Below are 24,488 nucleotides of genomic sequence, written 5' to 3' on the forward strand. Positions count from 1 at the left end.
CAATTTTTGCACCTGAATAACAGCTTTCAGGTCGAATTCTCGTCACCTACTCGCTGTCTCCTACTGGGCTGGTTGAGCTGCCGCCGCCGCTGCCGCTGCCGCTGCCGCCGCCTCTTTCGCTTCCTGCTCCGATAATGGCAGCAGCACCTCTAACTTAAAAGAGGTGTTAATCAAGGTTCGCTCTTTTGGTTTGCCACTGGGGACAATTTGACCCTGCCGGTTTACCGTAATTTTCTGACTGGTCGCCGCCTCTTTCAACTCTGATTTCAAGTCTTTTACTACTAGCAGTTGCTGGAGTCGCTCTAGACTTCTCAGAATGGATTGGGTTTGTCCGTAGTCGCCTTCAAAACTTACATTGTATACCTTACGTTTGAGCTTACCATTGACTTCTGGTCCTAAAGAGCCATCATTAATAATGTCATTACTGTTGGCATCAGCGGCATCGTTTCTTCTTGGCTCATACTTGGTCAATTTGCCTTGTCTTGCCTTAACAAAACGATTGATATCCAGCATTAAGGTGTCCAGGGTTTTCGCGCTACCAAACATGGAAAGGACAGCAGCTTTTTGCTGTTTTGCCTTATTTAGGTTTACTTTCGCCTCATCAATTTTTTTCTGGAGTTGTGCCTGTTGATTAATTTGCTCCTGGGTGTTTTCTACCTCAGTTTGCAGTTGTTGATAAGAATTCCACGCAGGCAGCAATAGGTTAACCACCAAATAAGCTGCTCCTGCTAAACCCAACACTGCCAGCAAGGCACCGCTGACTGTTGGTGTGAACGTAATACCAAAGGCACTGGGATAGGCAGCCTCCTCTTGGCCTTCATTGGATGGTATAAAGTCTTGACTCACCGTCATTTTGGCAGCGCTCCTGTGTTCTGAAGGTTTCTAAGCCGAGTCGCCAATCCCACTGCACCTTTGCGCTCCCACTCTCTGAGTAATTGGGAAGCCGGGGCATCGCTCAGGCTCGTTTTAATGGTGTATTCCACCACTTTTGGCAATTTAATTTCTACTTTAGCGTTGGAATTTCCTTGATCCTGGGGCTGTTGCACCTGGGTTTGATTGTCTTTCAACTCGGCAGTCACGATTTGGGTATCTTCGCTATCGAATAATTTAGATCGCTGTAGCGTTAGCAAAAAGTCGTTCACTTCATCAAAGGAGCGAGCGTACCCTTTAATTGCCACGTTAGAGCTGGGAGGGGCAGCGGCAGCAGTGGGGCTAGGGGCTGCCGTGGTGGTAGCTGGATCTGGAGCGGTTTGTTCAATGCTGGTAATTTGCAGACCGGGTGGGACGCGATCGCGTATATCCTGCAAAATCGCTGACCAAGGAGCCAATTGATTAAACACACTGGCGAGTGCCTGCGTTTCTCCTTTAACTGTCTGGGTTTCGTTGTTGATTGCTTGAATCTGCTGTTCTTTGGCTTTGCCTTCATTCAAGCGCTGTTCCAATTGAGCTTTTTTTGCCGTCAATTGTTCGGTTTGGTTTTGCAGCAAAAACCACAACGCCCCAACCCCTGCTGGCAACAGCAGACCGACTGCCAATCCCGCCAACAGCGGCGTCATGTTTTTATTACCAGAGGGCGCTTTGGCACCGGGGACATCGCGTCGTATGATGTCCGGGCGATCCTTAAGAAAATTAATATCTAGGCTATACATCCCTTTAAACCTCTCGTAGTCCTAATCCCAATACAACTCCCAATCCCGGTCTTTGCACTGGTGAAATTTCCTCTATCATCTCCAAGGAAAGGGCTGCAACTGGGTCTACTTGCGTCGTCGGCAAGCTCAACCGTTGCGTGAAGAATTCATCCAGTTGTCCAATTCCTCCTCCTGGCCCAGCGAGTAGCAGCTGCGCCACTTCCAAATTTTCGCTCTGATTTAGATAAAAATCGATAGAGCGACGCAGTTCATCGGCAAGCTCTCCCAATACTCTAACTAAAGCTCCCATACCGGGATTGATCCCCGTTGCACCCGTGCGGACATTATCGACGGGGGTGTTGGGAATTGTCATCCCTTGCAGGATTTCCGTGTTTCTCGATGTCGGTAAATTCATCGCCCGATTCAGGGCACTCTGTAGCTGATACGTCCCAATCGGTACGGTACGGGAGAATTGGGGCACCCCATCCACGATGATGGCAATCTCGGTGCTGTCGAACTCAATGTCCACCAGAACGGCAGCTTCTTGAGGGCCAAATTGCCGCAACTGCTCTCTAATCGTCCGAATCAGAGAAAAACTACTAATCTCCAATACATCGATTTTTAATCCAGCTTCCCGGAAGGTTTCAATATAGGTGTCTGTCACTTCCTTGCGGGTAGCGACCAGCAGCACCTGCACCTTCTCAATTCCATCTTCATCGGTGAAAAATCCCAGCTTCTGGTAGTCTACATCTGCTTCTTCCCGTGGAAATGGCAAGTAGAGACCGGCTTCGTGATCCAACACCATTTCCCGCAACTCTTTGTCATCAAGTTCCGCAGGCACTGGGATAACGCGCACCACGGCTTCGCGCCCCGATACGGCAGTGGCGACGTTCTGGACTTTTATCTTACTTTCAGCGATCGCTTCCTTAATCAGTTCGGCTAAAGTCGGGGCATCCATAATCTTGCCTTCTTGAAAGACCCCTTCCGGAACTTCTTTAGAGGATAGCGTTGTTAATTTGAATCCTTGACCCTGCTTGCGTAGTTGAGCAATATTAATCCGTTCAGGGGCAATTTCTATACCAATTCCTTTGGTACGTTTAGCTAATAATCCTTTAAACCGGGTGAACATATCTTTAGGTTTGCTGAGGGAAGCAGAAAAAAGAAAGTTTAGTTAGGTAAGAGAGATTGCGTGTAGGGAGATAGAGACAGATTTATGGTACCCAATCTAGCTGACAAACACATCGGTAGAGACAAAAATACACCCTGGTAGATTCCGTACCATTAGATATACCTCATCAGGTAGGATGAGTTACTGCTAGCTGGGTTACTGCTAGCGCTGAAAGTGGAATTGCAATTTACATGATCCGTAGGAAAACCTGGAGACGATTGGGCGTATGTACCCTGTTGGGGTTCATTCTCAGCTGGGTTATCAGCTGTAGCCCAGGCTCTACCCCATCTGGAAAAGGGGAAATTGAGTTCTGGACGATGCAGCTGCAACCGCAGTTTACTGACTATTTCAACAAACTGATTGCCAACTTTGAAGCCGAAAATACCGGCGTCAAAGTGCGCTGGGTAGATGTACCCTGGAGTGCGATGGAAAGCAAAATCCTGACGGCGGTTTCAGCGAAAACGGCACCCGATGTCGTGAACCTGAATCCGGACTTTGCCTCCCAGTTGGCGTCGCGCAATGCCTGGTTGGATTTAGATACTAAAGTTCCCCAAGCGGTGCGCCAGCAATATCTCCCTAATATATGGAAGGCTAGCACGCTCAGCGACCAAAGTTTTGGCATTCCTTGGTATTTAACGACGCGGGTGACGATTTACAACCAGGATTTGTTTAAAGTAGCAGGTGTGAGCAAACCCCCGGCGACTTATGCTGAATTAGCACAAGTCGCTCAGCAAATTAAGGAAAAAACCGGCAAGTATGCGTTTTTTGTGACCTTGGTTCCAGAAGATTCGGCTGAGGTGCTGGAATCTATGGTACAGATGGGGGTTCAATTGGTGGATGCCAAAGGAGAGGCGGCTTTTAATACACCCGCAGGGAAAGCGGCGTTTCAATATTGGGTAGACCTTTACCAGAAGAAGCTGTTACCCCAGGAGGTATTGACACAAGGACATCGACGTGCAATAGAACTGTACCAAGCGGGTGAAACGGCTGTGCTGGCTTCGGGTGCAGAGTTTATGGCGACGATTGAGAAGAATGCACCAGCGATCGCGCAAGTCTCCGCTGCGGCACCCCAGATTACTGGCGAAACTGGTAAAAAGAATGTAGCAGTGATGAATCTGGTGATTCCCCGCGACACTCAGAAGCCGGATGACGCCCTCAAATTTGCTTTATTTGTCACGAACGATGAAAATCAGCTGGCTTTTGCCAAGGCGGCGAACGTGTTGCCGTCTACAGTTCAGGCAGTGCAAGAGTACCAACGCCAGATAGCCAGTAGTGCTAAGGTGTCGCCAGTGGAACAAGCTCGCGTCATTAGTGCCAGCCAATTGACAGCGGCAGAGGTTTTAGTCCCGGCGATGAAGGATCTCAACAAGTTGCAGAAGGCAATTTATGAAAATTTGCAAGCAGCGATGTTGGGGGAAAAGACAGTGGAGAAAGCAGTTGCGGATGCAGCTTTAGCGTGGAATCAACGGTAAGGATTCGCTGTTCGCTCCCCAACCCCTCCCCGGAATCGGAGCTACCGTGTACGCACATCTCTGTTCCTGATGAATCGTCTCGAGATCCCCCCTAGCCCCCGCGAAGAGAGCGCATCCCTCTCGCGCATCCGCGCCGCTACGCGAACGCTAACGCTAGTAAAAAGGGGGGAAATGGAATTCAAAGTCCCCCAATTTATCGGGGGATGCAATTGAAGATCAATCAACGTTCTGCAACTTAACCAAAGATGTGTGTACACCGTAGCTTCCCTAGTAGGGAAGGGGGCTGGGGAGTTAGGTTGAGATTATCGTAGAATTATTGGCACTTGATGTGACTTCACGGGGCAACTCTAGCCGGAAAGTTGAACCCTCTCCTGGCTGACTTTCTACTTGAATTTTTCCGTGCATCATGCGAACCAATCGATCAGTAATGGCAAGCCCCAAACCCGTACCACCATAAGTGCGCGTCAGGCTTTGACTGAGTTGCCGAAATTCCTGAAAAATTTGTTGGATTTCCGACGGATCGATACCAATACCAGTATCGCTGATGGCGATCGCTATTTGGTCGGGTGCCGGTTCGCAAGCGTCCACGGTTATGCTACCCGAATCGGTAAACTTAATCGCATTGGAAAGAAGATTGACTAATACCTGCCGCAGGCGATTACTGTCATTCACAACACAAGGGTTATCGAGACAAGCGTGAATATGCACTGATAAGTGCTTCTGCTGAGCCAAACTCTGGAGTTCTTCCACTGTTTGCTCGACTAGCTCGGCTAAGTTAAATTCTTCCAAGTTTAAATCCAGGCGTCCCGCCTCCAGCTTAGAGAAGTCCAGAATATCCTCAATCAGCTTGAGCAGGTGTTTGCCACTATTAAAAATGCGTTCTAGCATATTTAGTTGGTTTTGACCCAGCTGATGCTGAGCTTGGCGCATCAACAGTTGCGAAAAGCCTAGAATCGCGTTCATCGGAGTCCGCAGTTCGTGGGACATCAGCGCCAAAAACTGCGACTTCAGCCGGACTTCTTCTTGAAGTTGCAAATTTTGCAGATGATAAAAGCGAATTTTTTCCTCCCCTTGCTTGCGGGCGGTAATATCGCGTAGCATCCAGCGTAGAGAAGACGCCTTACCTTGCTTATCTTGGACGTTAGCGACAGTCAAAGCAGCATCAAAGAGATTGCCTTGACGCGATTTTAGTCGCACCTCCCACTCCTGAAGTAAGCCGATTTTAGGGAGCTGATTCAGTTGGGAACGAAAGGCTCGACGAGCTTCTTCAGGCACAAATATGATTAGCGGTTTGCCCACCAGGTAAGTGTGGGAGACACCGAGAAGCTCGGTGGCGGCACGGTTGGCTTCCCGAATCGTTCCAGCTGTATCTGTCACCAGATAGCCGTCTGGAGCCAACTCGAATAGGTCTTGGTAGCGTTGGCGTTCCGCTTCCAATGCCCCCCTCGTCGCTAGCAAAGTCTCATTCTGTTGGCGCAGTTCTTCTTCGGCTACGTGCAATTCTTCTAAGGCGGTTTTTAATTCCTCCAGCGATACCGCTAGCAGCTCTGGTTGTTGCCGGGGCGATTCGCTGACACGCTGCTGTAACGCCGCTGCGCGGTGGCGTGCAGTTTCTATTTTCTGGGTAAACCGCTCTCCTTTTAGGTGAAAACTCATGAAATTATTGATAAATACCTTTTTTAAACTTTTGTTAAGCTATTGAAGCACCCATTTTGCTTTTTGAGCAATTTGAAAATCAGATTAGCTGAAAGTGCCCTAAATGACTAGACAAATCGCACCTAGCTTTTCGCTTTTGGCAACAATTGCTGTGGAATTTATTCAATGAATAAATTCCAGTAACTCGAAGGGTGTGCAAAATCTCAGCAAAACATTAGGCACACACCTTGAGTTAACTGTAAGAAATTTATTTGTAAATCCTCTTTGAGACTGATAAGTTAGGTGGACATCAATCAGATGTAACCGGAGCCTAATCCACATAACCTTCATAGCCTTCTTGAACCCGGAAAAGCCCGCTCCCCCAGCCTTTTTCCCACTTCGCGCTAAGCCTCTTCTGGTTAGAAGAAAAAATAGTTAAAATATTTTAGCTTCTTTTAAGGAGAAGAAGGCTAACTTTAACTTTCTTCATCTTGTCGGATCGAGGTGCGGAAAGTGGTTGGTTTTATTACCAGTAGGTTTAATTTTTACACGTACTTAGAAAATATATATAGCAATTCTATTTGATTTGTAATATATTTTTTTGACGAACCGCCAAGAACGCCAAGAACGCCAAGAGAGAGAAAGAAGAGAATTTTAGAAATCACTTAGGATTGCTATAGCAAGACAAACTGTAGCTTTGAGATGTTTATAACGTTGGCATGATGCTGTGCAATTCTTGCATTAACACAATCACCCCTTGAATATCTTTTTTTAAGCTAAATAGAGGCATACAGGTGACTTTACACTGAATTGTCCTGCCGCGCCGGTTGATAGAATCTAGCGTTTCTTCGTAGGATTCGGACTCCCCGGTTAAACAGCTTTGAAGCGGCTGTCTGAGTTGTACCGACAAGCCAATCTCCAAATTTAGAAAGTGTTGTCCTTGGACTTCATCGCTTTGCAATCCCCAGAAATTTTCAGCTTGAGAATTCCAGATTTGGATGTTTAGCTCTTGGTTTAACACGACGATGCCGCCCGGTAGACTGGTCAAGATAGACTTTAGAAAGGCGTTGGCTTGGTTGAGGTCGTCGCTGCATAGTCGCAGTTCTTCCGTTGCTGTCTGTAGCTCTTTGTTGCTCGTGTCTAATAGTTCCGATGTTATTTGGAATTCCTCGTTACGCGCCTTGCAGTTGCTCATTGATGACTTCGAGCGTCTGCTTGGAGTATTCTATCTGTTGCAACTGTTGAAACTGGTTCCTGTTTTGGCGATCGCTCTGGCGAGTCCCTGAATACGACGGGATCGTTAGATACTCGTTGTATTGAGATAGCTCCTCGTGTTCCACCAGTAAGTCTTCCCTGTCCTGATTCATGTAGTAGCGCCGTCCTGTTCCTCCATGAATAAAAGCACTCCCCGAATCTCTCCATCCTTTGCCAACAGAGGTTTACAAGTGAATTTACACTCAATTGCCTTGCCGCGTCGGTTAGTGGCATTTAGAATAATATCTTGAAAGTTGCAGTCTCCGGCTAGGCAGTTGCGAATCGGCTGTTTGAGTTGCTCCATCGACAAGCCAATCTCCAAATTTAGAAAGTGCTGTCCTTGGACTTCATCGCTTCGCAGTCCCCACATATCTTCGGCTTTGCGATCCCAACTCTGGATATGCAAATCTCGCCCAACTACGACGACGCCACCCCGAAGACTGCCCAAAATCGACTCTAAAAAAGCGTTCGCGTCGTTGAGTTCTTCGCTGCGGCGGCGCATTTCATCGTTGAGCGTCTGCAATTCCTCATTCGTGGATTGCAGCTCTTCGTTCATCGTTTCCAGCTCTTCATTAGAAGATTGGAGTTCCTCGTTTGTCGTCTCTAACTCTTCATTGGAGGATTGGAGTTCCTCGTTTGTCGTCTCCAACTCTTCATTCGTAGACTGGAGTTCCTCATAAGCCATTTCCAGTTCTTGGTTGGATTGTTGCAGATCATCCTGTAGCCGTTTGTAGCGGCTGACATCAATGAAGGAAATACTGACGCCCAAAAGACTGCTGGTGACATCCACTAGCGGTACCACTAGCACGTCTAGAGAGATCGTTTCCCCTTTTGGGGTTTGCCACTGCACATCCCTGACAGTAATCTGTCGCCCCTCCGCGTAGGCTTGATCGATACAAGAGCGTAATTCCAGCGGACGATAAGAAATTTCCAAATCTTGCAAGGGGCGACCCTGATCCCTCGGACTCAAGGGAAACATTGCCCTCGCTTGTTCATTCACCAGCGCTAGAAAGCCATTGACATCTATCACTATCTGGGATGTTGGACTGCTGTCGAAAGCGACTTCCCGGATGCGTACATGAGTGGCTAGATTGTCCGCTGCTTCCTCGCTGCCAGATTGAGCCATAAGCAACAACCGTTCGCGTATTCCTATTCTAGGGACTTTGGTAAAGACACGCCGCTTCAAATCCGCAGGTGTAAAAGTATGGCTGTGACTGAGCAACATCTCCGCCTTACCTAAGAAGATAAAGCCATCCTCATTCAGGGCGAAGTGAAAACGGGCGAGGATTTTGGATTGGGTTTCGGCATTGAAATACATCAAAGTGTTGCGGCACACCAGCAAGTCAATGCGGGAGATGGGAGCATCAATCGTCAAGTTGTGACGCCCAAAAATCACCGAGCGGCGCAGATCCTTACGAAAGTTATAGCAGCGATCGCATTCCTCGAAGTATTTCTCTAGCATTTCGGGAGCCAGATCCGCGACATCCTTTGCTGAATAAGTGGCTTGGCGGGCTTGATTTAGGGCTTCCTCGTCTAACTCGGTGGCATAAATTTTCACCCGTTCTTTGAATTGTTCTACTCCCAGCGCTTCGGCGAACGCCATCGCTATCGTATAAGCTTCTTCTCCAGAAGCACAGCCAGCACTCCAGATGCGGATGGGTTCGTTGATGTGTTTGCGGGCGGCAATTAGAGGAATAATTTCTTCAATGATGTAGTCCCAAGCTGAGCGATCGCGGAAGAAGGCAGTTACATTAATCAACAACGTGTTGAATAGGTGAATAAATTCTTCTGGATATACTTCTAGGTAATCCATATAATCGTTGTAGCTTTCCGTTCCTACCGTCTGCATCCTTTTGAGGACGCGACGCATTAGAGTGGAGCGTTTGTAGCCAGTAAAATCAAAGCCACGGCTGCGTTTAAGATACTCCAGCAGCGCTTCAAATTCGGGGTTGATGGTTGAGGAATTCATAAGTAGCTGTTAGTTATAGCAGTTCTCGGTAGGTGCGGTACAGTTTTAACCTCGCTTCCATTCCGCCTCCAGAGGTTGGGAGCGAGGCTTGGAATTATTCACCCACAACCGCGTCGGGAAGGGGGGGTAGGTCTCGTTTGCATACCTCACCCAATTGAAAATAGCTATAATAACTGTAAGTTAATAGCTATTCGCTTAATTGAATATTTTTTTTACAGAACATCAATTTATTAAGTACATGATCGTAATTAAATATCACGCTTTGGGAGTGGTAAAAAGGTCAGTAGTCATTAGCAGCAAACCAAGGACTGAGAACCCATAACTACTGACTTTTTCCAAATTACCAGTTTTCAACAAAGTTACATTGAGTACCCCGCTTTGATTAGCGACTTTTGGTAAATTGCTAGCTTTTTACCTTATTTTTATTACCCAATTTTATCTGTAAATGATTGGCAATCGGTGACAACAATTCGCCATTCGCTATTAACAATTTAGCAGATTCACCAAAGTAGCGGCAATTTTATTTAATGGGAGTATCCAATCAACTGTTCCAGTTTCAATAGCGGCTCCCGGCATCCCAAAACACTCCGAAGATTCCCGATCTTGCGCGATCGCTATCCCGCCCATTTCTTTAATCGCTCTCACGCCGGTTGCACCATCGCTACCCGTCCCGGTGAGGACGACAGCGATCGCCCGTTCTTTAAAACTCGCCGCGACTGATTCAAATAATAGGTCAGCGGAGGGACGGACAAAATGCACCAGTTTGGTCTGGGTGAGGGAGAGGGTCGCGTCTGGGTCGATCAGTAGGTGATGATTAGGAGGAGCGATATAGATTGTCCCCGGACGCATTTGCTCTCCCACTTCTGCCTGCTTGACCGCTAGAGACGTGCGACGATTCAGGATTTCTGCGAGTAGGCTGGGGTGTTTGGGATCTAGGTGCTGTACGATGGCGATCGCTGCCGGAAAGTCTTCTGGCAAGGCAGAAAGCAACTCGCTGATAGCTTTTATCCCACCCGCAGACGCCGCCACTGCCACTACGGGAAAGGGCATCAAGGAGTGAGATTTTTCTTCTGTCTCTTGGTTCGATATTTCTTTTTTTCCGTTTTTCTTTTCTTCTACCTGTCTCCCGTTCTCCCGGTCTGCGTCCGTGTCTTTATCCCCATTGCCTAAAAGCAGTTGCCGAATCACAGTGGCGTTGTGCTGGGCTTGGTGCGCCTGCTCTTCAAAGCGTGCCGCCGATCGAGTTTGGTTGCGATCGCGTGCCCCTTGATGCATCCGACGGGACAAAGCGGCACGTTCTTCCAGTGCCCTAAACGCATTCCACAGTGCCGTCTCTAGTGCCTCAGATTGCTCTGCCAGCAGAGTCTCGGCGGAAAAGGCGTGACCCGTGCGGCAGCGGAACCGAATCAACTGACCGTCGCGCAGTTCCCACAGGGTACCCCCGCAATCTGGACAGCCAAAGCCTGAGGGAGTTCCGGGTCTATCATCTTTGTGTAGAGCCGCCATATCTAATTCCGCGATCTCGGATTCGATTTCTATCTCGTCAGTTACGGAGTCTTCTCCTTCCTCTACCACTGGCTCCTGAGCCAAGCTTACCAGGGTAGGAGCGATCGCTGACAAAGGCAAAATATAATCTACTTCTACGTTCTCAATGGCGCTGCGGGGCATTCCGGCAAACAAGGCGTCGTTGGGATCTTGAACCACTGCTACACCGCCTCGCTGCTTCACAGCTGCGAGTCCAGCCGTTCCGTCGTCGAGATTGCCTGAAAGCACCACACCCACCACGCGCCGCCCATAGAACTGCGCTGCCGTACGAAGCAGGGGATCGATGGCGGGTCTGTGACCGTTCTCCCTGGGACCGCGAGCCAGGTGAATGTATCCGCGTTTAACTAATAAGTGGTAATTTGGGGGTGCCACATAAATCCGCCCATGCTGAATTGCTTCACCGTCAGAAGGGTGACACGCTTTCAAGGAGCCGCAGCGGTTCAGAATACTTGGCATGACGCTGGTGCTGTGGGCAGGAAAGTGTATGACTACAAAGATTGCAGCTGGCAAGTCCGGCGGCAAAGCCTTCACCAGTTGAGTCAGCGCTTCTACCCCACCAGCAGAGGCACCGAGGACGATAATATCGTGACCAGGCATTTATTTTCTCAATGCAGCGGGTGAATTAGATTACCAAAGATAGCGAAGACCGAATCCTCACGACTCTCCCCAATCGAGCCAGTAGCTGAATCATCGCCGCATACGCTTCGAGATCCCGCATTGCTTACTCTAAGCTAACAGCTGTCACTCGTCATCAATCGTTGGCATGAAAGCAATAACTGAGTGTAGAGGTAGGTTTATCAGTAAAGTTATTACTCGCAGATAGCATCTCATACCAATTTACTTTTTTACCGCTACATTTTAGCTTCTATTGCCCCCCTTTTTAAGGGGAGTTGGGGGGAGCAAATGTGTCGCATCACAAAGCTCAAATACAAGACCTAACCCCCCAGCCCCCTTCCCTACGAGGGAAGGGGGAGCAAGCCCATTTAGAGATAAAAATCCAAAATCTGCGTAGGTTGGGTTGAGGAACGAAACCCAACAAATCAGGACTTACGCAACATCACCACATCTGGGGCAACCACACAGGGATTGAACCCGAAAAAACGCTATATGCATAAGCTTTGCGTAAGTCCTAAAATGCTTATGGGTGTTGGGTTTCGTTCCTCAACCCAACCTACAACTATTCGGTAGTGAACCGTATTGCCCCATCGCCAATCCCTATATCTTGATAAAGAACCGTCCCGACACAACTGACAGATGAAAACGAACTAAGCACTCACCCGGCGGGGAAATTCTACTTGGAAGGTAGATCCGTGACCTAAATGACTTTCCACTGATATTTTTCCATGCATTAATTGCACCAATGAGTGAGTGATGGCAAGTCCCAAACCCGTACCGGGATATCTTTTGGCGAGGGACTGATCGACTTGCCGAAATTCTTCAAAAATATGCTTTAAGTTTTCCTTGGCAATCCCAATTCCGGTATCTTGAACGGTGAGTACCAATTGATCCGGGGAAAGTTCTTGCACCTTCACGCACACGGTTCCGGCGTCGGTGAATTTAATGGCATTGGAGAGAAGATTCACCAAAATCTGCCGCACGCGGGCGCTCTCGTTGAATATCTGAGAGTTTTGTAAATCTGCCTGGACTTGCAGCTCCAAATGCTTTTCGGAAGCAAGCGATCGCAGTTCTTCTGCGGTTGTTCTCACCAGCACTGGCAGATTAAATTCTTCCGGTTTGAGTTCCAATCTTCCGGCTTCAATTTTGGAGAGGTCAAGGATGTCATTAATCAGCGTTAGCAGGTGTTTCCCATTGCTGAGAATGCGATCTACCATATCCAATTGCTGGGGACTGAGCTGATTTTGCCGCTGGCGCAACAGCAGTTGAGAAAAGCCGATCACGGCATTCATCGGCGTTCGCAGTTCGTGGGACATGGTGGCGAGAAACTGCGATTTCAACCGCGCGGCTTCCAGCAATTGCAGATTCTGAAGTTGAATCTGCGTGGAAAGATTTTCTAGTTCCTTGTTTTGCTGAGCCAAGATTTCGTTTTGTAAGGCTAAGCGTTCTTCGCGTTCCTCTAAAGCATTGATCAAACGGGCATTGTTAATAGCGATCGCTGCTTGTTCCCCCACCGCCGTCAGTAGATATCGGTCTTCCTCGTCAAACGCATGGGAATTTTCCCAATTGCCGATTGCCAGCACGCCCAACCGTCCAGCTTGCGCGGACTCAATCGCCACCACATAAAGCGAAGCAGGCAACTCTGAGGAGTTTACAGTGTCGGGTGTCGAGTGGAGGAAAGCGGCTTCTTCCCCTTCGATAAACTGGGAATTCCCTGTCAAAAATACCTGGGAAAGCAATCCTTCCCCCGAAGCAAAACCATCTTCCAGCCGCAATTTTTCCGTACCGATTCCCGCCGTCACCGTCAACACCAGGCGATCGCACTGGGGGTTTTGCAGCATGATAAAGCAAAACTGGGCACCTGCGATCGCATCGCAAACAGCTTGAACCATCACCCGTAACAAACCGGGTAAGTCACTCAGGCGCTGGTTCAGTAAATTCGTCAGCTGCTGGAGTGTCCGGAGTTGTTGCTGTTGTTCGCCCAGAATGATGATCGCCTTGCGTAAGTTCTCGCTCGCCGCCTGCGCCTCCCGGTACAATTTTCCATTTTCTACCGATAAGGCAGCGCGACGGGCAAGTTCCTCTGCCAGCGCCAAGTCCATTGCGTCGTAGCGGCGTTTTTCTTGAGTGGATACCAACAAAATTGCCCCCAGCGTCTGTCCGCGCACCAACAGCGGCACTACCATATAAGACTGAAAGCCGATCTCCCGAATCATTTGCAGATGTTCGGGACTGCGGGTCACAGCTACTAGCATTTCGTCGTCAATTTCATCGGCAAGTTTTGATTTGCCCGTGCGTAATACAACGCTGGCGGGGTGTTCTCCATTCGGGTCGGGGGGGAACAGATGCAGCATCTCCTGCACCAACTTCTCTTGAGTGGGGTTTCCATGAGCTGTTCCCAGCCGCTGAATTGAACCGTCTGCTGCCAGAATATCTACCATGCATAAATCGGCTAAGTGAGGCACTGCCAGTTGAGCCAGATTTTCCAAGGTAGTTTTGTAATCTAGGGAAGTAGAAAGGATACCACTGGCTTCTGCCAGGAATCGCTGGTTTTCTAATGCCCGCTTGCGCTCCGTAATGTCGCTAATAATTCCAGACATCCGGAAAGGCTTGCCGTTCCCATCTCGTTGCGCTTTGCCTCTAGCGATGCAGTAACGATAATGCCCAGAAGCGTGCAACAGCTGAAATTCCACATTACATTCAACTTGATGCTCCAGGTGAGCGCGGACTGCCTGGATGATGCGGTATCGATCTTCTGGATGCAAAAGTTGGCACAATGCCTGGTAATTGCCCACAAATTCTTCGTGGGACAAGCCGCTGATTTCAAAACAGCGGTCATTCCAATAAACTGTGTTAGTGGCGATATCCCAGTCCCAAATCCCGTCGTTCGATCCCTCTAGAACAAATCGATAGCGTTCTTCGCTTTCTTTGAGTAATTGGTTCGCCTCTGATGCCTGCCTTTCCGCTCGATAGAGGCGAATCGCATTGTACAGGCTGCGAGAGAGACTCTCTGGAGAGACTTTGCCTTTAGAAATATAGTCGGACGCTCCCGCTTTCATCAGTTCGACAGCGGTTTGCTCGTCTCCCTGACCCGTCAATACGACCAAGGGTATTTTAAACCCGGACGAGCGGATTTCCTGAACTAGGGTGAGTCCATCCCCGTCAGGCAGGCGATAGTCGAGGAAGACACAGTCAAAATTGTCGCTATGTAAAGTAGCGATCGCTCCTTGGCAGTCGCTGGCTTCCACCAATTCCATTTGTACGCCAGCCGTTTTGAGCGACCGGCGAACCGCCATCCGGTCTACTTCATCATCATCGACTACAAGTATTTTTAACTTTTCTTCCATAACTATTAAAGGAGGTAATTGGTAAAAAGTTTTAAGCGATTAATCGCGTCTGAGTTTTGAATTAAAACACTCTTTTCTAACTCAACACTCATAATCACTACCCATTACCCATTCTCCAAAATCAGGGCATCTCACTGAGCATCCAATATTGATTGAGTGTTGCCACTACCTCCACGAATTTAGCAAATGTTACGGGTTTGACAATATACCCCGCTACATTGAGATTGTAGGCTTCCACCTTGTCTTTGTCTTCATTGGAAGTCGTCAGTACAATCACTGGAATTGCTCTGAGTTCCGGGTCTGCCCGCAATTCCCGCAAAAATTCAATTCCACCCATTTTGGGCATATTTAAATCAAGTAAGACGAGCCGACGCTCTCGCGGCACCTTTGTTGAATCGTCAGTACCCCGCAACATAGCCAGTGCTTCTAGCCCATTGTTGGCGACATAAAAGGGATTTTGAATATTGTTTTTTTTGAACGCCCGTTGCACGGTCATCACATCAACTTCGTCGTCATCAACTAGCAAAAGGTTTGTCATCTTATCTCCCATGATTAAAAAAATTAGCAATTAGCGTTTTTTAATTCATTTTTTATCAATTATTCACTAGAAATACCAGACAAAAAGCTAATTGCTACTGATTGGTTGTTTGGGCCATGTAAAGTAGAAAGTTGACCCTTGATTGATTTGAGATTCTAGGCGAATGGTTCCTCCTTTGTTTTCGATAATTTTCTTAACAATGGCGAGTCCCACGCCGGTGTTTTCTACCTTATCTCGTGCCTCCAGAGTTTGAAACATGACAAAAATTTTTTCATGATATTGGGGAGCGATCCCACACCCATCATCTGCCACGGCAAATTCATAGAATGCTTCTTTATCTTGTACCGATATGGTCGCGTTTCCATCCGACCGAGGGTGGTGTTTGAGGCAGTTACCCAGCAGATTCGCAAACACCTGTTCTAGGGGCAAACGCTCGGTGAGGAAAGTAGGCATTCCGGGCTGGATGGTGATGGTGAAGGTGGGTGGAGGTGCAAGCGAGTTGACGATCTCTGAGAGTAAGGCGTCAACGTTCACAAGATCCACGATGGTCTTGACCCGCCCCACACGAGAATACTGCAAAAGACCGTTGATGAGAGCTTCCATCCGATGAACGCGCCCCCGCAGTAGATTCATATTCCGCTGGGTTTCCGGATTTAGCAAGTCGAGTAGGTCTTCTTCAATCCAAGTGGAGAGGTTAGCGATCGCTCTCAGGGGTGCCTTGAGATCGTGGGAGACAATATAAGCGAAGTGGTCGAGTTCGGCGTTACGTTTTTCTAAAGCGGCGTTGGTTTTGGCAAGGATGGTACTCAGACGGGCTAATTCCGCCGCGCGATCGCGCAAAGCTTCTTCGGCGATTTTTCGCTCGGTAATGTCAATACACGAGCCAATATAACCCGCAAAACTGCCATCCGCCAAAAATCGCGGCGTTCCCGTATCCAAAACCCAGCGATACTCCCCATCTGCCCGCAACAGACGGTACTCCATTTGGAAATTTTGGCGGACATGAAAAGCCGCCATATAAATATCCAAGCAGCGCTGTAAATCCTCTGGATGCACGCCTTCTGCCCAACCTTTGTCTAGTTCTTCCTCGAAGTTACGCCCCCGGAAGGTCAGCCAACGCTGATTGAAGAAATTACACCGTCCATCCGTACCTGCCACCCATAACAAGACGGGCGCACTATCTGCCATCGTGCGGAAGCGTTCTTCGCTCTCTCGCAATGCCGCCTCCGTGCGCTGACGCTCTGCGAGTTCTTGTTGAACCGTTTTAAACAAACCAGCGTTATCAACGGCTAAAGCGGCGCGACGGGCAAGTTCGCAAGCAAAGGTAAGGTCAGCTTGACCGTAATGACGACCCGACTCGGCTGAGGTAAAGGTAATTGCCCCCAAGGTGCGGGAGCGAGCTACCAAGGGCACCACCATTGCCGATGTAAAGCCTATCTTCCTCAAGATTTCCAGGTGTTCGGCGTCACGAGCCACCTGTACCAGTAGGGAGTCGGGAACCTCAGAGTATAATTCCGCCTGACCTGTGCGTAAAACGTTGGGAAGACCATAAGGTTCATGGGGATCGGGCGGGTAGCGCTCCTGCAATTTGTAAGCCCAATCTACCTTCGATGGGTCTTGATGGACAACTGCCAGTCGGCGAATCGTTTGATTTTCGTCCAGAATATCGATGGAACACCAGTCAGCCAGCTGAGGGACTGCCAGCTGAGCCAGGGTTTCCAAGGTAGTTTGATAGTCAAGAGAGCTAGTCAGGAGGGTTGTCGCTTCGCCCAAAAAGCGCTGTTGTTCGTCAATTTGCTGGCGAGCGCTAATGTCCGTACCCACCCCGATCGTCCGTACCGCGTTGCCGGTTTCGTCGCCAAAAACCTGACCTTTTCCAGAGATCCAGTGGGTGCTACTGTCAGGCCAAACGACGCGGAATTCCAGCTCAAAGTCAGTCTTCTGCTCCAGCGACTGAGCGATCGCCCTGTTTAAGGAATCCCGATCCTCCGGATGAACGAATTCTACGAAGGCGGCAAAGGTACCGGCAAAAGTTCCTGGAACAAGACCGTGCAGGCGTTCCAGGGTATCCGACCACGTCAGTTCGCCCGTGAGGATATTCCAGTCCCAGATCCCCATCTGTCCTGCCTTCAGGGACAATCGCAGTCGCTCTTCGCTCTTTTGCAGCGCTGCTTGCGTTTGCTGCCGACTGGTAACATCCAGAACCAGAGATAGCACTGACACCAAGTGACCCGATTCATCTAGCAAAGCCGAGTTGTACCACTCGCAGTAGACAATCGAGCCATCTTTTGTATAGTTACGGTTTTGGGAGACGCTGCGCGGTTCGCTGCCTTTGAGCAAGCGAGCGATCGCATCATTGACTACCGCTGCATCTTCGGCGCAGATAAATTGCCATTCCTGAGGATGTTTACCCGTTACTTCGGCGCTTCGCCATCCAAAGAGCGCTTCAGCTTCCCGCGACCACCTCACCACTCGAAAGTTGCTGTCCCACTCGATCAGTGCCAGGGGTGAGTTTTCCAGATGGAAGTTGAGTTTGTGCAGTTCATCTCCCGATGCCGTTGGAGTTGGCTGTAAGAAGCCGCGACCGCGTAGCATCTGCTCCCAGGAGCGATCGCGGCTTCGGTCTGGCGTTCTTAGAGACATTTGGAGATAATTGCTAACAGCACTGCCCAGCCTCGTTTCCAAAACGGAATCGCTTGAGCCTCCAGCTTCTGGATACTTCTTGGCTTGGGCGAAAGCCGCTAAAACAGCACTCCACAGACCCAGTTTCGTGCCACTATACCAGGTGCCAATCAATATGGCAGCAAAAAGGATTAGAAAAGGAGTTTCTTTTCCGCCAGTTAGAATGTTTAGAATCAGTTTAATTAGCAGTGCCAGTGTCACCGCTAATAGAGCGATACCGTAACGCATTAGCTGGGAGCCTACCACCGGCAAAAGTTTCATCCTTCTAAACACAAATTGCCATAAAAGCACTTCCTCAGTCATCAACCACTAGGAAGGTGATCGATTGTAAAGGGTTTTCGGCTGTGTTAAGGAGGATTTGCATCCAGTATTATAGAATCGCTCCAGAAAGTCCGCGCAATTCAGGTGTCGTAGCGATCGCGAAGCGTAGAAAAAGTCAGTTCGCGCACGAGTTTTCTGGAGTCTCTGTTTAGTAGAATCAACCCTGGCTTAGCATCAGCCATAGGAGCGATTAAACAGATTCGGCATCCACAATTTGCACGGTTACTCCATCGAACCTAGATTAAGGAATTATTGCTAAGGGTTCAATCCCAATAAAAAGGTTTAACCTTTGGTCAAAGTAAAAACAACTAATTCCAAGTCGCGTTCATAGCTTACCCAAAATAACAGAATAGAGTGTTGGGTTTCGTGTCAAGGAGCCAACCCAATACGGTAACAAAGGTAGGTTGGGTAGAGGCACGAAACCCAACAAATGCTTATGCGTGTTGGGTTTCGTGCCTCTACCCAACCTACAATTGAGATGATCTATCACGCCCATCTAAACTACCAAAGGTAACAGCATCCGTGCCCAGGGTCCAACCTACAAAGGTGACTTAACCGAAAAGTATTGCCGTATACCCCTACGCACTCAGAACTGATTTAGACCAGGTAAAGCGAAAGGTTGCTCCTTGACCTGCTTGAGATTCTACCCAGATGGTTCCACCTTGGGTTTCAACAATTTTTTTGACGAGGGTTAGACCAATGCCAGTGTTTTCGACGGTATCGCGGGCTTGTAAAGTCTCAAAGATGGCAAAAACTTTCTCGTGATATTCTGGGGCAATTCCCGGCCCGTTATCTGCTACAGCAAACTCATAGAAGTTGCCTTGGTCTTGAACAGATATCGTCACTTGTCCATCTGCTTGGTGATTGTGTTTAATCGCGTTGCTAATCAGATTGGCAAACACCTGTTGCAGGGGCAAGCGTTCGGTGCGTAGGGTAGGCATTCCAGGGTTGACGGCGATGGTGAAGGTGGGTGGCGGTGCGAGGGTGTCAATGACCTCTGCGAGTAGTTTTTCGACATCCACCAATTCCACAGACGCCTTGATTCGTCCAACGCGGGAATATTGAAGGACGCCATTGATCAGCGCTTCCATGCGATGGACGCGCGATCGCATTAAGTCCATATTGTGCCTGGTTTCTTCAGTCAGTTGGTTGGAGATGTCTTCTTCAATCCAATTGCAGAGATTGGCGATCGCTCTTAGGGGTGCTTTGAGGTCGTGGGAGACAATATAGGCAAACTGGTCGAGTTCTTGGTTGCGTTTCTCTAGGGAAATATTGGTTTGGGCAAGGATGGCGCTCAAACGGACTAATTCCCCCGCCCGCGATCGCAAATCTTCTTCTGCTTGTTTGCGTTTGGTGATGTCGCTGTTGATTTCCAGGGTAGCTAAGGGTTCACCCTCATCATCTGTCTGCAATGTCCATCGGCTAGAAACGCGAATCTGGGTACCGTCGCGCTTGGTGTCGAGCAGTTCGCCTTTCCAGTACCCGTCGTCAAGAAACTTTTCGTCGATTTCTTCGATATTTGGGGGAAATTCGGTTTTCAGGAGTTTGTGGGCATAGTGACCGAGGGCTTCTTTGTTCGTCCAGCCGTACAGCCGTTCTGCTCCCAGATTCCAATAAGTAATCCGATCGTAGCGATCGCGCACCAAAATCGCGTCATTTGCCAGATCCAGCAGCGTCGCTTGTTTTCGCAGCATTTCCTCAGATTGCTGGCGCTCCGTAATGTCACGCATAATCCCAATTAACAAGCGCTGATTGTAAGAGTGCATTTCGCTAAACGCTAACTCCATTGGGAACGTGGTGCCATTCTTGCGGCGTCCCACCGTTTCTTGCAGTCGTCGCATTTGCATGGGGTTTTTGCCGACAAAGTGGTTGAGAGTTTGGATGCTATTACCGCTGAACGGATGCGCTACCAATAGTTTCAGGTTCTTGCCGATCGCTTCGGCGGGTTCATACCCAAACATCAAGGCGGCAGCTTGATTAAAAGACTCAATATGACCCTGCTCGTTGATGGTGATAATCCCATCTACCACATTGTCCAAAATGGCGCGGATGCGAATATTAGTTTCGCGCAAACCCGTTTGTTGTCCCGCCAGTTCTCGATCGAGCTGATCGAACAGATACACTGCTGCCAGCGATCCCAGAAGACCAAGTGTTGCTGTAGCGCTGAGTACGCCAATCGTAATTCGCTGCTGGTGCTTTAATTCTCGGCTACGCTGGTCAAGCAGGCGAGTTTCCTCGGCGGAGAGCAGGGCAATTTGCCGACGAATGGCATCCATCGTGGTTTTGCCTTGAGACTCCAATCGGAAAGAGCCAGCGCTTCCCTGTTTGACGGCTCTTATCTTAGCCACATTCATGTTCATAATGCTGACTTTTTGCCATGCCAGCTTTTGAATCTGCTGGATTCGTTGCAGCTGTTGCGGCTTATCTTTGACGGAATTATCCAGTTCTTTGAGGAATTTAGGAAGGGTAGCGATCGCGGCGTTATAAGGTTCTAGATATTCCGGGCGATAAGTCAAGGCATAACCCCGAACCCCTGTTTCGGCATCCACTAGCGCTGTGAGCAAGCGATTGGCTTGGAATAGCACCTTCTGAGTTTTGTCAACATAATTTTGCGCCATTGCAGTACTGCGTTGCAGCCCAGCAAATACCACCACCGACGTTAAAAGACACATAATCGGGATGGCGATGATCAGGGCACCCCGCCGACGCACGGGAAGATCGGACCAGAGGAGGCGTAAGTATTGATTTCCAGAGGGAGCCATTGCGAGCGAAAGACTTTTAGCTTTTAGCTTAACTAACTTGGTCGCTGTTCCAGTGAAAGTGTAGATTTTGGCTGATAACGAGTTACTGTCTGTGTTGGGGTAGCGATCGCCCAACGCATGCCAAGTCCAAAGCTGACTCAATCCGCTTCACTGACAGGTACAGTCCTTGCGATCTTTGGTGCAACTTGGGCGTGCTGTCAATGCCTTGCTTCGGCTCTAGGGATTCCTTTAAAAAATCCCCAGCCAGGATGATTCTCATGCTGCCAACCCGGTATACTCATACCAGCGGTAGTTGAAATCTGTGCTGCTCGTGTTGCCATTGGCAAGTCAAAAATCTGAGATTCTGCTTTTTACCACATCTGGTGATTTCGATCAAGACATTTCCCCGGCTCAAGAGCCAACTGGCTCGATCGTGAGAAACCGCATTGTTTGACCTCCGCCAGCAAGGTAAAATCCTGATGAGTGCTAGTTTCTTGCAGTTATCAAGCGTACATTCGTACTAAAATTGACCAGTCGCCAAACTGTCATCAAAAAAGACTGCCACACTCAGGCTTAAGTTTATGGTTAAGTTTCCCAACTGCCCGCTTGTAAAAATATCACCTCAAAGAGAGGAGGAGGGTATAAATTACTAATACTACAACCCTCAAAGGATAGAATAAAATTGACGGCTGCAAAATCTTTAGGAAATCTTTATTTTTAGAAAGTCAATAGAATTGCAAAGTGTGGAAGTAGAAGATGAGTCAAATTCGCGTCGCTTTAATTGAAGACCACGACCTGACTAGGGTCGGCATCCGGACAGCGCTGCAACAGCGTGGAGAAATTGAATTTGTGGGCGAGGCTGCCAATGCCACTGAAGGTCTGAAATTACTGGAAACGACCAAGCCAGATGTGGCGATTGTCGATATTGGTCTGCCCGATATGGACGGAATTGAATTGACGAGGACGTTTAGGGAATGGCAGGCGGCTTCGGAGGATGGGGGTCACACCAAGATATTGGTGTTGACTTTACAGGATGACGAAGAAGCAGTACTGGCGGCATTTGCAGCGGGTGCAGATTCCTACTGCATGAAAAACATTAGTTTTGATAAGTTGCTGGAAGCGTTGCAAGTGACGCACGAAGGCAACGGCTGGATCGATCCAGCGATCGCCCGGGTTGTCTTGCAGCAGACTAGAGCTAGTCAGACAGGATTGGATCAAGCAACCGTATCCAAAACGGTGATTATCAATGCCACCGAACCGGAATACAGCCAGCTAATTGAAGCTTATCCGCTGACGGAACGGGAATTAGAAGTTTTGCAACTAATTGTCGAAGGGTGCAGCAATGCAGCGATCGCTGAAAAGCTCTACATCACTGTAGGAACCGTCAAAACCCACGTCCGGAATATTTTGAACAAGCTGTGTGCCGATGACCGCACCCAAGCGGCGGTGCGTGCCCTACGCTCTGGCTTAGTCGGATAAACACCGCTCTTCTGTGGAGCGGGCGATCGCTATGAGTTGACTTCTGCTTGACATCGGTGAACCCTCTGTAGCTGCCACAACAAAAGCAGCTATGCTCACCTCTGTATCCTGGCACTGGGATTTTACCCGCAGTCAGTTGATCGAGTAATAACCTTATTAACGGGCGTACCTCACAATGCCCTCAAAGCTGTTATTCTATCGAATCATCAATCAACAGCATCTCAAGAAATAAAAGCGATTACCGGAGTTTGATCCGGTTGGCGGTATCAAGGCAAGGGATGAGCGGTGAAATTCCCCTCAAGCTGTCGATGATCTAATTAAGCGGGAAGCGGAGTGGGCCGATGAGTCAGGCAGAAGGGAGCAAACTCAAACTGATGGTGGTTGATGACGAGCATGACAACCTAGATTTACTCTATCGGACATTTCGGCGAGATTTTCGCGTCTTCAAAGCCGACAGTGCCTTCAGCGCCATCCAAGTTTTGGACACGGAAGGGGAAATGGCTGTAATTATTTCCGACCAGCGCATGCCCCAAATGAATGGAACCGAATTCTTAAGTAAAACAGTTGAGCGCTTTCCCGATACCATTCGGATTCTCCTAACCGGCTACACTGATGTCGAAGATTTGGTGGATGCGATTAACTCCGGTCAGGTGTTCAAATACATCACCAAACCCTGGAACCCGGAGAACCTGAAAGCAGTGGTTCAACAAGCCTCGGAAACTTACCGAGTGCTAAAGCAAAGGACGAACGAACTGCGCCGCGCCTTGCGCCGAGAAGAACTCTTCAATGCAGTGACAACGGCAATTCGGGAGTCGCTGGATTACCAGAGTATGCTGCAAACAGTTGCCAATACCATTGGTCAAGCTTTTGAGGCTAGCTGTTGCATTTTGCGACCCGTGGAGAGCGATCGCTTGACAAGCGAAGTTTTTTTCTACCCAGATCCCAATGCCCAAGCCGAGAATCCGGAACCCCCATTGCCCCAACACGACTCAGACTCTTTACTGCAAGCAGCCCTGGAAAGTCGTAAGATCCAACTCGCTCAAGGCGAACAAGGGGGAACAAGCTACACTCAGTTGGGGGTGCCGCTGATCTTCCAGCAGCAGGTGCTATCGGTTCTCTGCCTCTATCAAGAAAATAGCGATCGCCTCTGGGCACCCGAAGAAGTTCAGCTGATAGAAGGCGTCGCCGAACAAGCCGCTTTGGCACTTTCTCAGGCGAAACTCTACCAGCGCACGCAGCAGCAGGCTCAGCAAATGCGTGCCGAACTAGAAGTTGCTCGTCAAATTCAAAACAACCTCCTCCGCCAAAGTTGGCCTGAAGTAGACGGGATGCAGGTGCAAGCCTGCTGCGTCGCCGCCAGAGAAGTAGGGGGTGATTTTTTTGAAGTGTACGTCCATCCCCAAGGCGATGTTTGGATAGGAGTCGGAGATGTCTCTGGTAAAGGCGTCCCAGCGGCTCTATTTATGGCAAGTGCAATTTCGATTCTGCGTCGGGAACTAGCTCAGGAAATTTCTCCGGAGCCAGATGTCGTCATGCGGAATCTTAACAGCATTATGTCCAACGATCTAGTCAGTACCAACTGCTTTATCACGATGGTGCTGGCTCGTTATACCCCAGCCACTCAAGAGCTAGTGTATGCCAACGCCGGTCACATCTATCCCTTAGTCTGGTCGAATCGGGAAGTCGTGCAACAAAGAGCGGCACCTACTTCAGACTCGGCGCTGGAACCGAATTTTCTCAAGACTCGCGGCATCCCTTTGGGGATTTTACCCATCTGGAAAGCCAAGCAGGGGCAACTGACCTTAAATTCAGGTGAAATTCTGCTACTGACGAGTGACGGGATTACCGAGGCGACTGTCACCCAAGAAAGTAGCCTTCGGTATACTGCTTCGCAAATCGCGCCGACGGCAGAGGGTAACACTGGCAGCTTTGAAGGTACGAGTAGTATGCTGACACAAGATGGGCTTTGGAAACTCGTATGCCTTGAGCCAGTGCCTTTCGATTTGACTAACTTACTAGCGCGGATTCGAGAACACACCAATAACGTTCAGGAAGACGACCAAACCATACTCTCTCTGGAGGTTCTTTAAGTAC

16 protein-coding genes are annotated in these 24,488 nt (G+C 49.0%); 3 read left to right on the forward strand and 13 right to left on the reverse strand.

All coding sequences use genetic code 11. From position 1 onward, the window contains the following. Positions 1–60: 60 nt before the first annotated feature. The 3 genes from ACFW2W_RS26345 to pilM are packed head-to-tail and all read right to left on the reverse strand — an operon-like array spanning position 61 to position 2,757. Positions 61–852, reverse strand: coding sequence for a pilus assembly protein (locus tag ACFW2W_RS26345; protein WP_378184857.1), 792 nt, complete (start codon positions 850–852; stop codon positions 61–63). Next, positions 849–1,649: a PilN domain-containing protein gene (locus tag ACFW2W_RS26350; RefSeq protein ID WP_378184859.1), complete on the reverse strand. Its 801-nt coding sequence runs from the start codon at positions 1,647–1,649 to the stop codon at positions 849–851. Before ACFW2W_RS26350 ends, ACFW2W_RS26345 begins: the two co-directional genes overlap by 4 nt. A 4-nt stretch (positions 1,650–1,653) precedes the next feature. Continuing rightward, positions 1,654–2,757, reverse strand: a complete 1,104-nt coding sequence (gene pilM / locus ACFW2W_RS26355; protein ID WP_378184861.1) for a type IV pilus assembly protein PilM — start codon at positions 2,755–2,757, stop codon at positions 1,654–1,656. 230 nt (positions 2,758–2,987) lie between these two features. Between pilM and ACFW2W_RS26360 the strand changes: the two genes are divergently transcribed. Beyond that, a complete protein-coding gene (locus ACFW2W_RS26360) occupies positions 2,988–4,268 on the forward strand; it encodes an ABC transporter substrate-binding protein (protein WP_378184863.1) in 1,281 nt (426 codons plus the stop codon). Positions 4,269–4,559: 291 nt separating this feature from the next. On the opposite strand, the gene ACFW2W_RS26365 is transcribed toward ACFW2W_RS26360, so the two are convergent. From ACFW2W_RS26365 to ACFW2W_RS26410, 10 genes are all read right to left on the reverse strand, one after another. Further along, the gene (locus ACFW2W_RS26365) at positions 4,560–5,924 is read right to left on the reverse strand and encodes a PAS domain-containing sensor histidine kinase (protein WP_378184866.1); all 1,365 of its coding nucleotides are present in this window, start codon (positions 5,922–5,924) and stop codon (positions 4,560–4,562) included. Positions 5,925–6,609: 685 nt separating this feature from the next. Beyond that, a complete protein-coding gene (locus ACFW2W_RS26370) occupies positions 6,610–7,098 on the reverse strand; it encodes a PAS domain-containing protein (RefSeq protein WP_378184868.1) in 489 nt (162 codons plus the stop codon). Continuing rightward, positions 7,076–7,270 carry a hypothetical protein gene (locus ACFW2W_RS26375; RefSeq protein ID WP_378184870.1) on the reverse strand — a complete coding sequence of 65 codons (195 nt, stop codon included), beginning with the start codon at positions 7,268–7,270 and terminating at the stop codon, positions 7,076–7,078. Before ACFW2W_RS26375 ends, ACFW2W_RS26370 begins: the two co-directional genes overlap by 23 nt. Next, positions 7,267–9,126 (reverse strand): CheR family methyltransferase, encoded by a 1,860-nt coding sequence (locus ACFW2W_RS26380; RefSeq protein WP_378184873.1) that lies wholly within the window; start codon positions 9,124–9,126, stop codon positions 7,267–7,269. Before ACFW2W_RS26380 ends, ACFW2W_RS26375 begins: the two co-directional genes overlap by 4 nt. 483 nt (positions 9,127–9,609) lie before the next feature. Continuing rightward, on the reverse strand, positions 9,610–11,268 hold the full coding sequence (locus ACFW2W_RS26385; RefSeq protein ID WP_378184875.1) for a chemotaxis protein CheB: 1,659 nt from the start codon (positions 11,266–11,268) through the stop codon (positions 9,610–9,612). A 668-nt stretch (positions 11,269–11,936) separates the two neighbouring features. After that, entirely contained in the window at positions 11,937–14,633 is a 2,697-nt protein-coding gene (locus ACFW2W_RS26390) for an ATP-binding protein (RefSeq protein ID WP_378184877.1), read from the reverse strand. Positions 14,634–14,754: 121 nt separating this feature from the next. Beyond that, positions 14,755–15,183, reverse strand: a complete 429-nt coding sequence (locus ACFW2W_RS26395) for a response regulator (protein ID WP_378184879.1) — start codon at positions 15,181–15,183, stop codon at positions 14,755–14,757. A 75-nt stretch (positions 15,184–15,258) separates the two neighbouring features. Continuing rightward, positions 15,259–18,114, reverse strand: a complete 2,856-nt coding sequence (locus tag ACFW2W_RS26400; protein ID WP_378184881.1) for a PAS domain S-box protein — start codon at positions 18,112–18,114, stop codon at positions 15,259–15,261. A 638-nt stretch (positions 18,115–18,752) separates the two neighbouring features. Then, complete coding sequence (locus tag ACFW2W_RS26405) at positions 18,753–20,936, reverse strand: PAS domain S-box protein (RefSeq protein WP_378184883.1); 2,184 nt, start codon at positions 20,934–20,936, stop codon at positions 18,753–18,755. A gap of 82 nt (positions 20,937–21,018) precedes the next feature. Then, entirely contained in the window at positions 21,019–21,195 is a 177-nt protein-coding gene (locus ACFW2W_RS26410; RefSeq protein ID WP_378184885.1) for a hypothetical protein, read from the reverse strand. A gap of 476 nt (positions 21,196–21,671) precedes the next feature. Between ACFW2W_RS26410 and ACFW2W_RS26415 the strand changes: the two genes are divergently transcribed. Continuing rightward, positions 21,672–22,394 carry a response regulator gene (locus ACFW2W_RS26415; RefSeq protein ID WP_378184887.1) on the forward strand — a complete coding sequence of 241 codons (723 nt, stop codon included), beginning with the start codon at positions 21,672–21,674 and terminating at the stop codon, positions 22,392–22,394. A gap of 341 nt (positions 22,395–22,735) precedes the next feature. Beyond that, the gene (locus tag ACFW2W_RS26420) at positions 22,736–24,484 is read left to right on the forward strand and encodes a SpoIIE family protein phosphatase (protein ID WP_378184889.1); all 1,749 of its coding nucleotides are present in this window, start codon (positions 22,736–22,738) and stop codon (positions 24,482–24,484) included. Positions 24,485–24,488: the final 4 nt, after the last annotated feature.

It is taken from the genome of Coleofasciculus sp. H7-2 (genome assembly GCF_042747725.1).
Taxonomy (GTDB): Bacteria; Cyanobacteriota; Cyanobacteriia; order Cyanobacteriales; family FACHB-T130; genus FACHB-T130.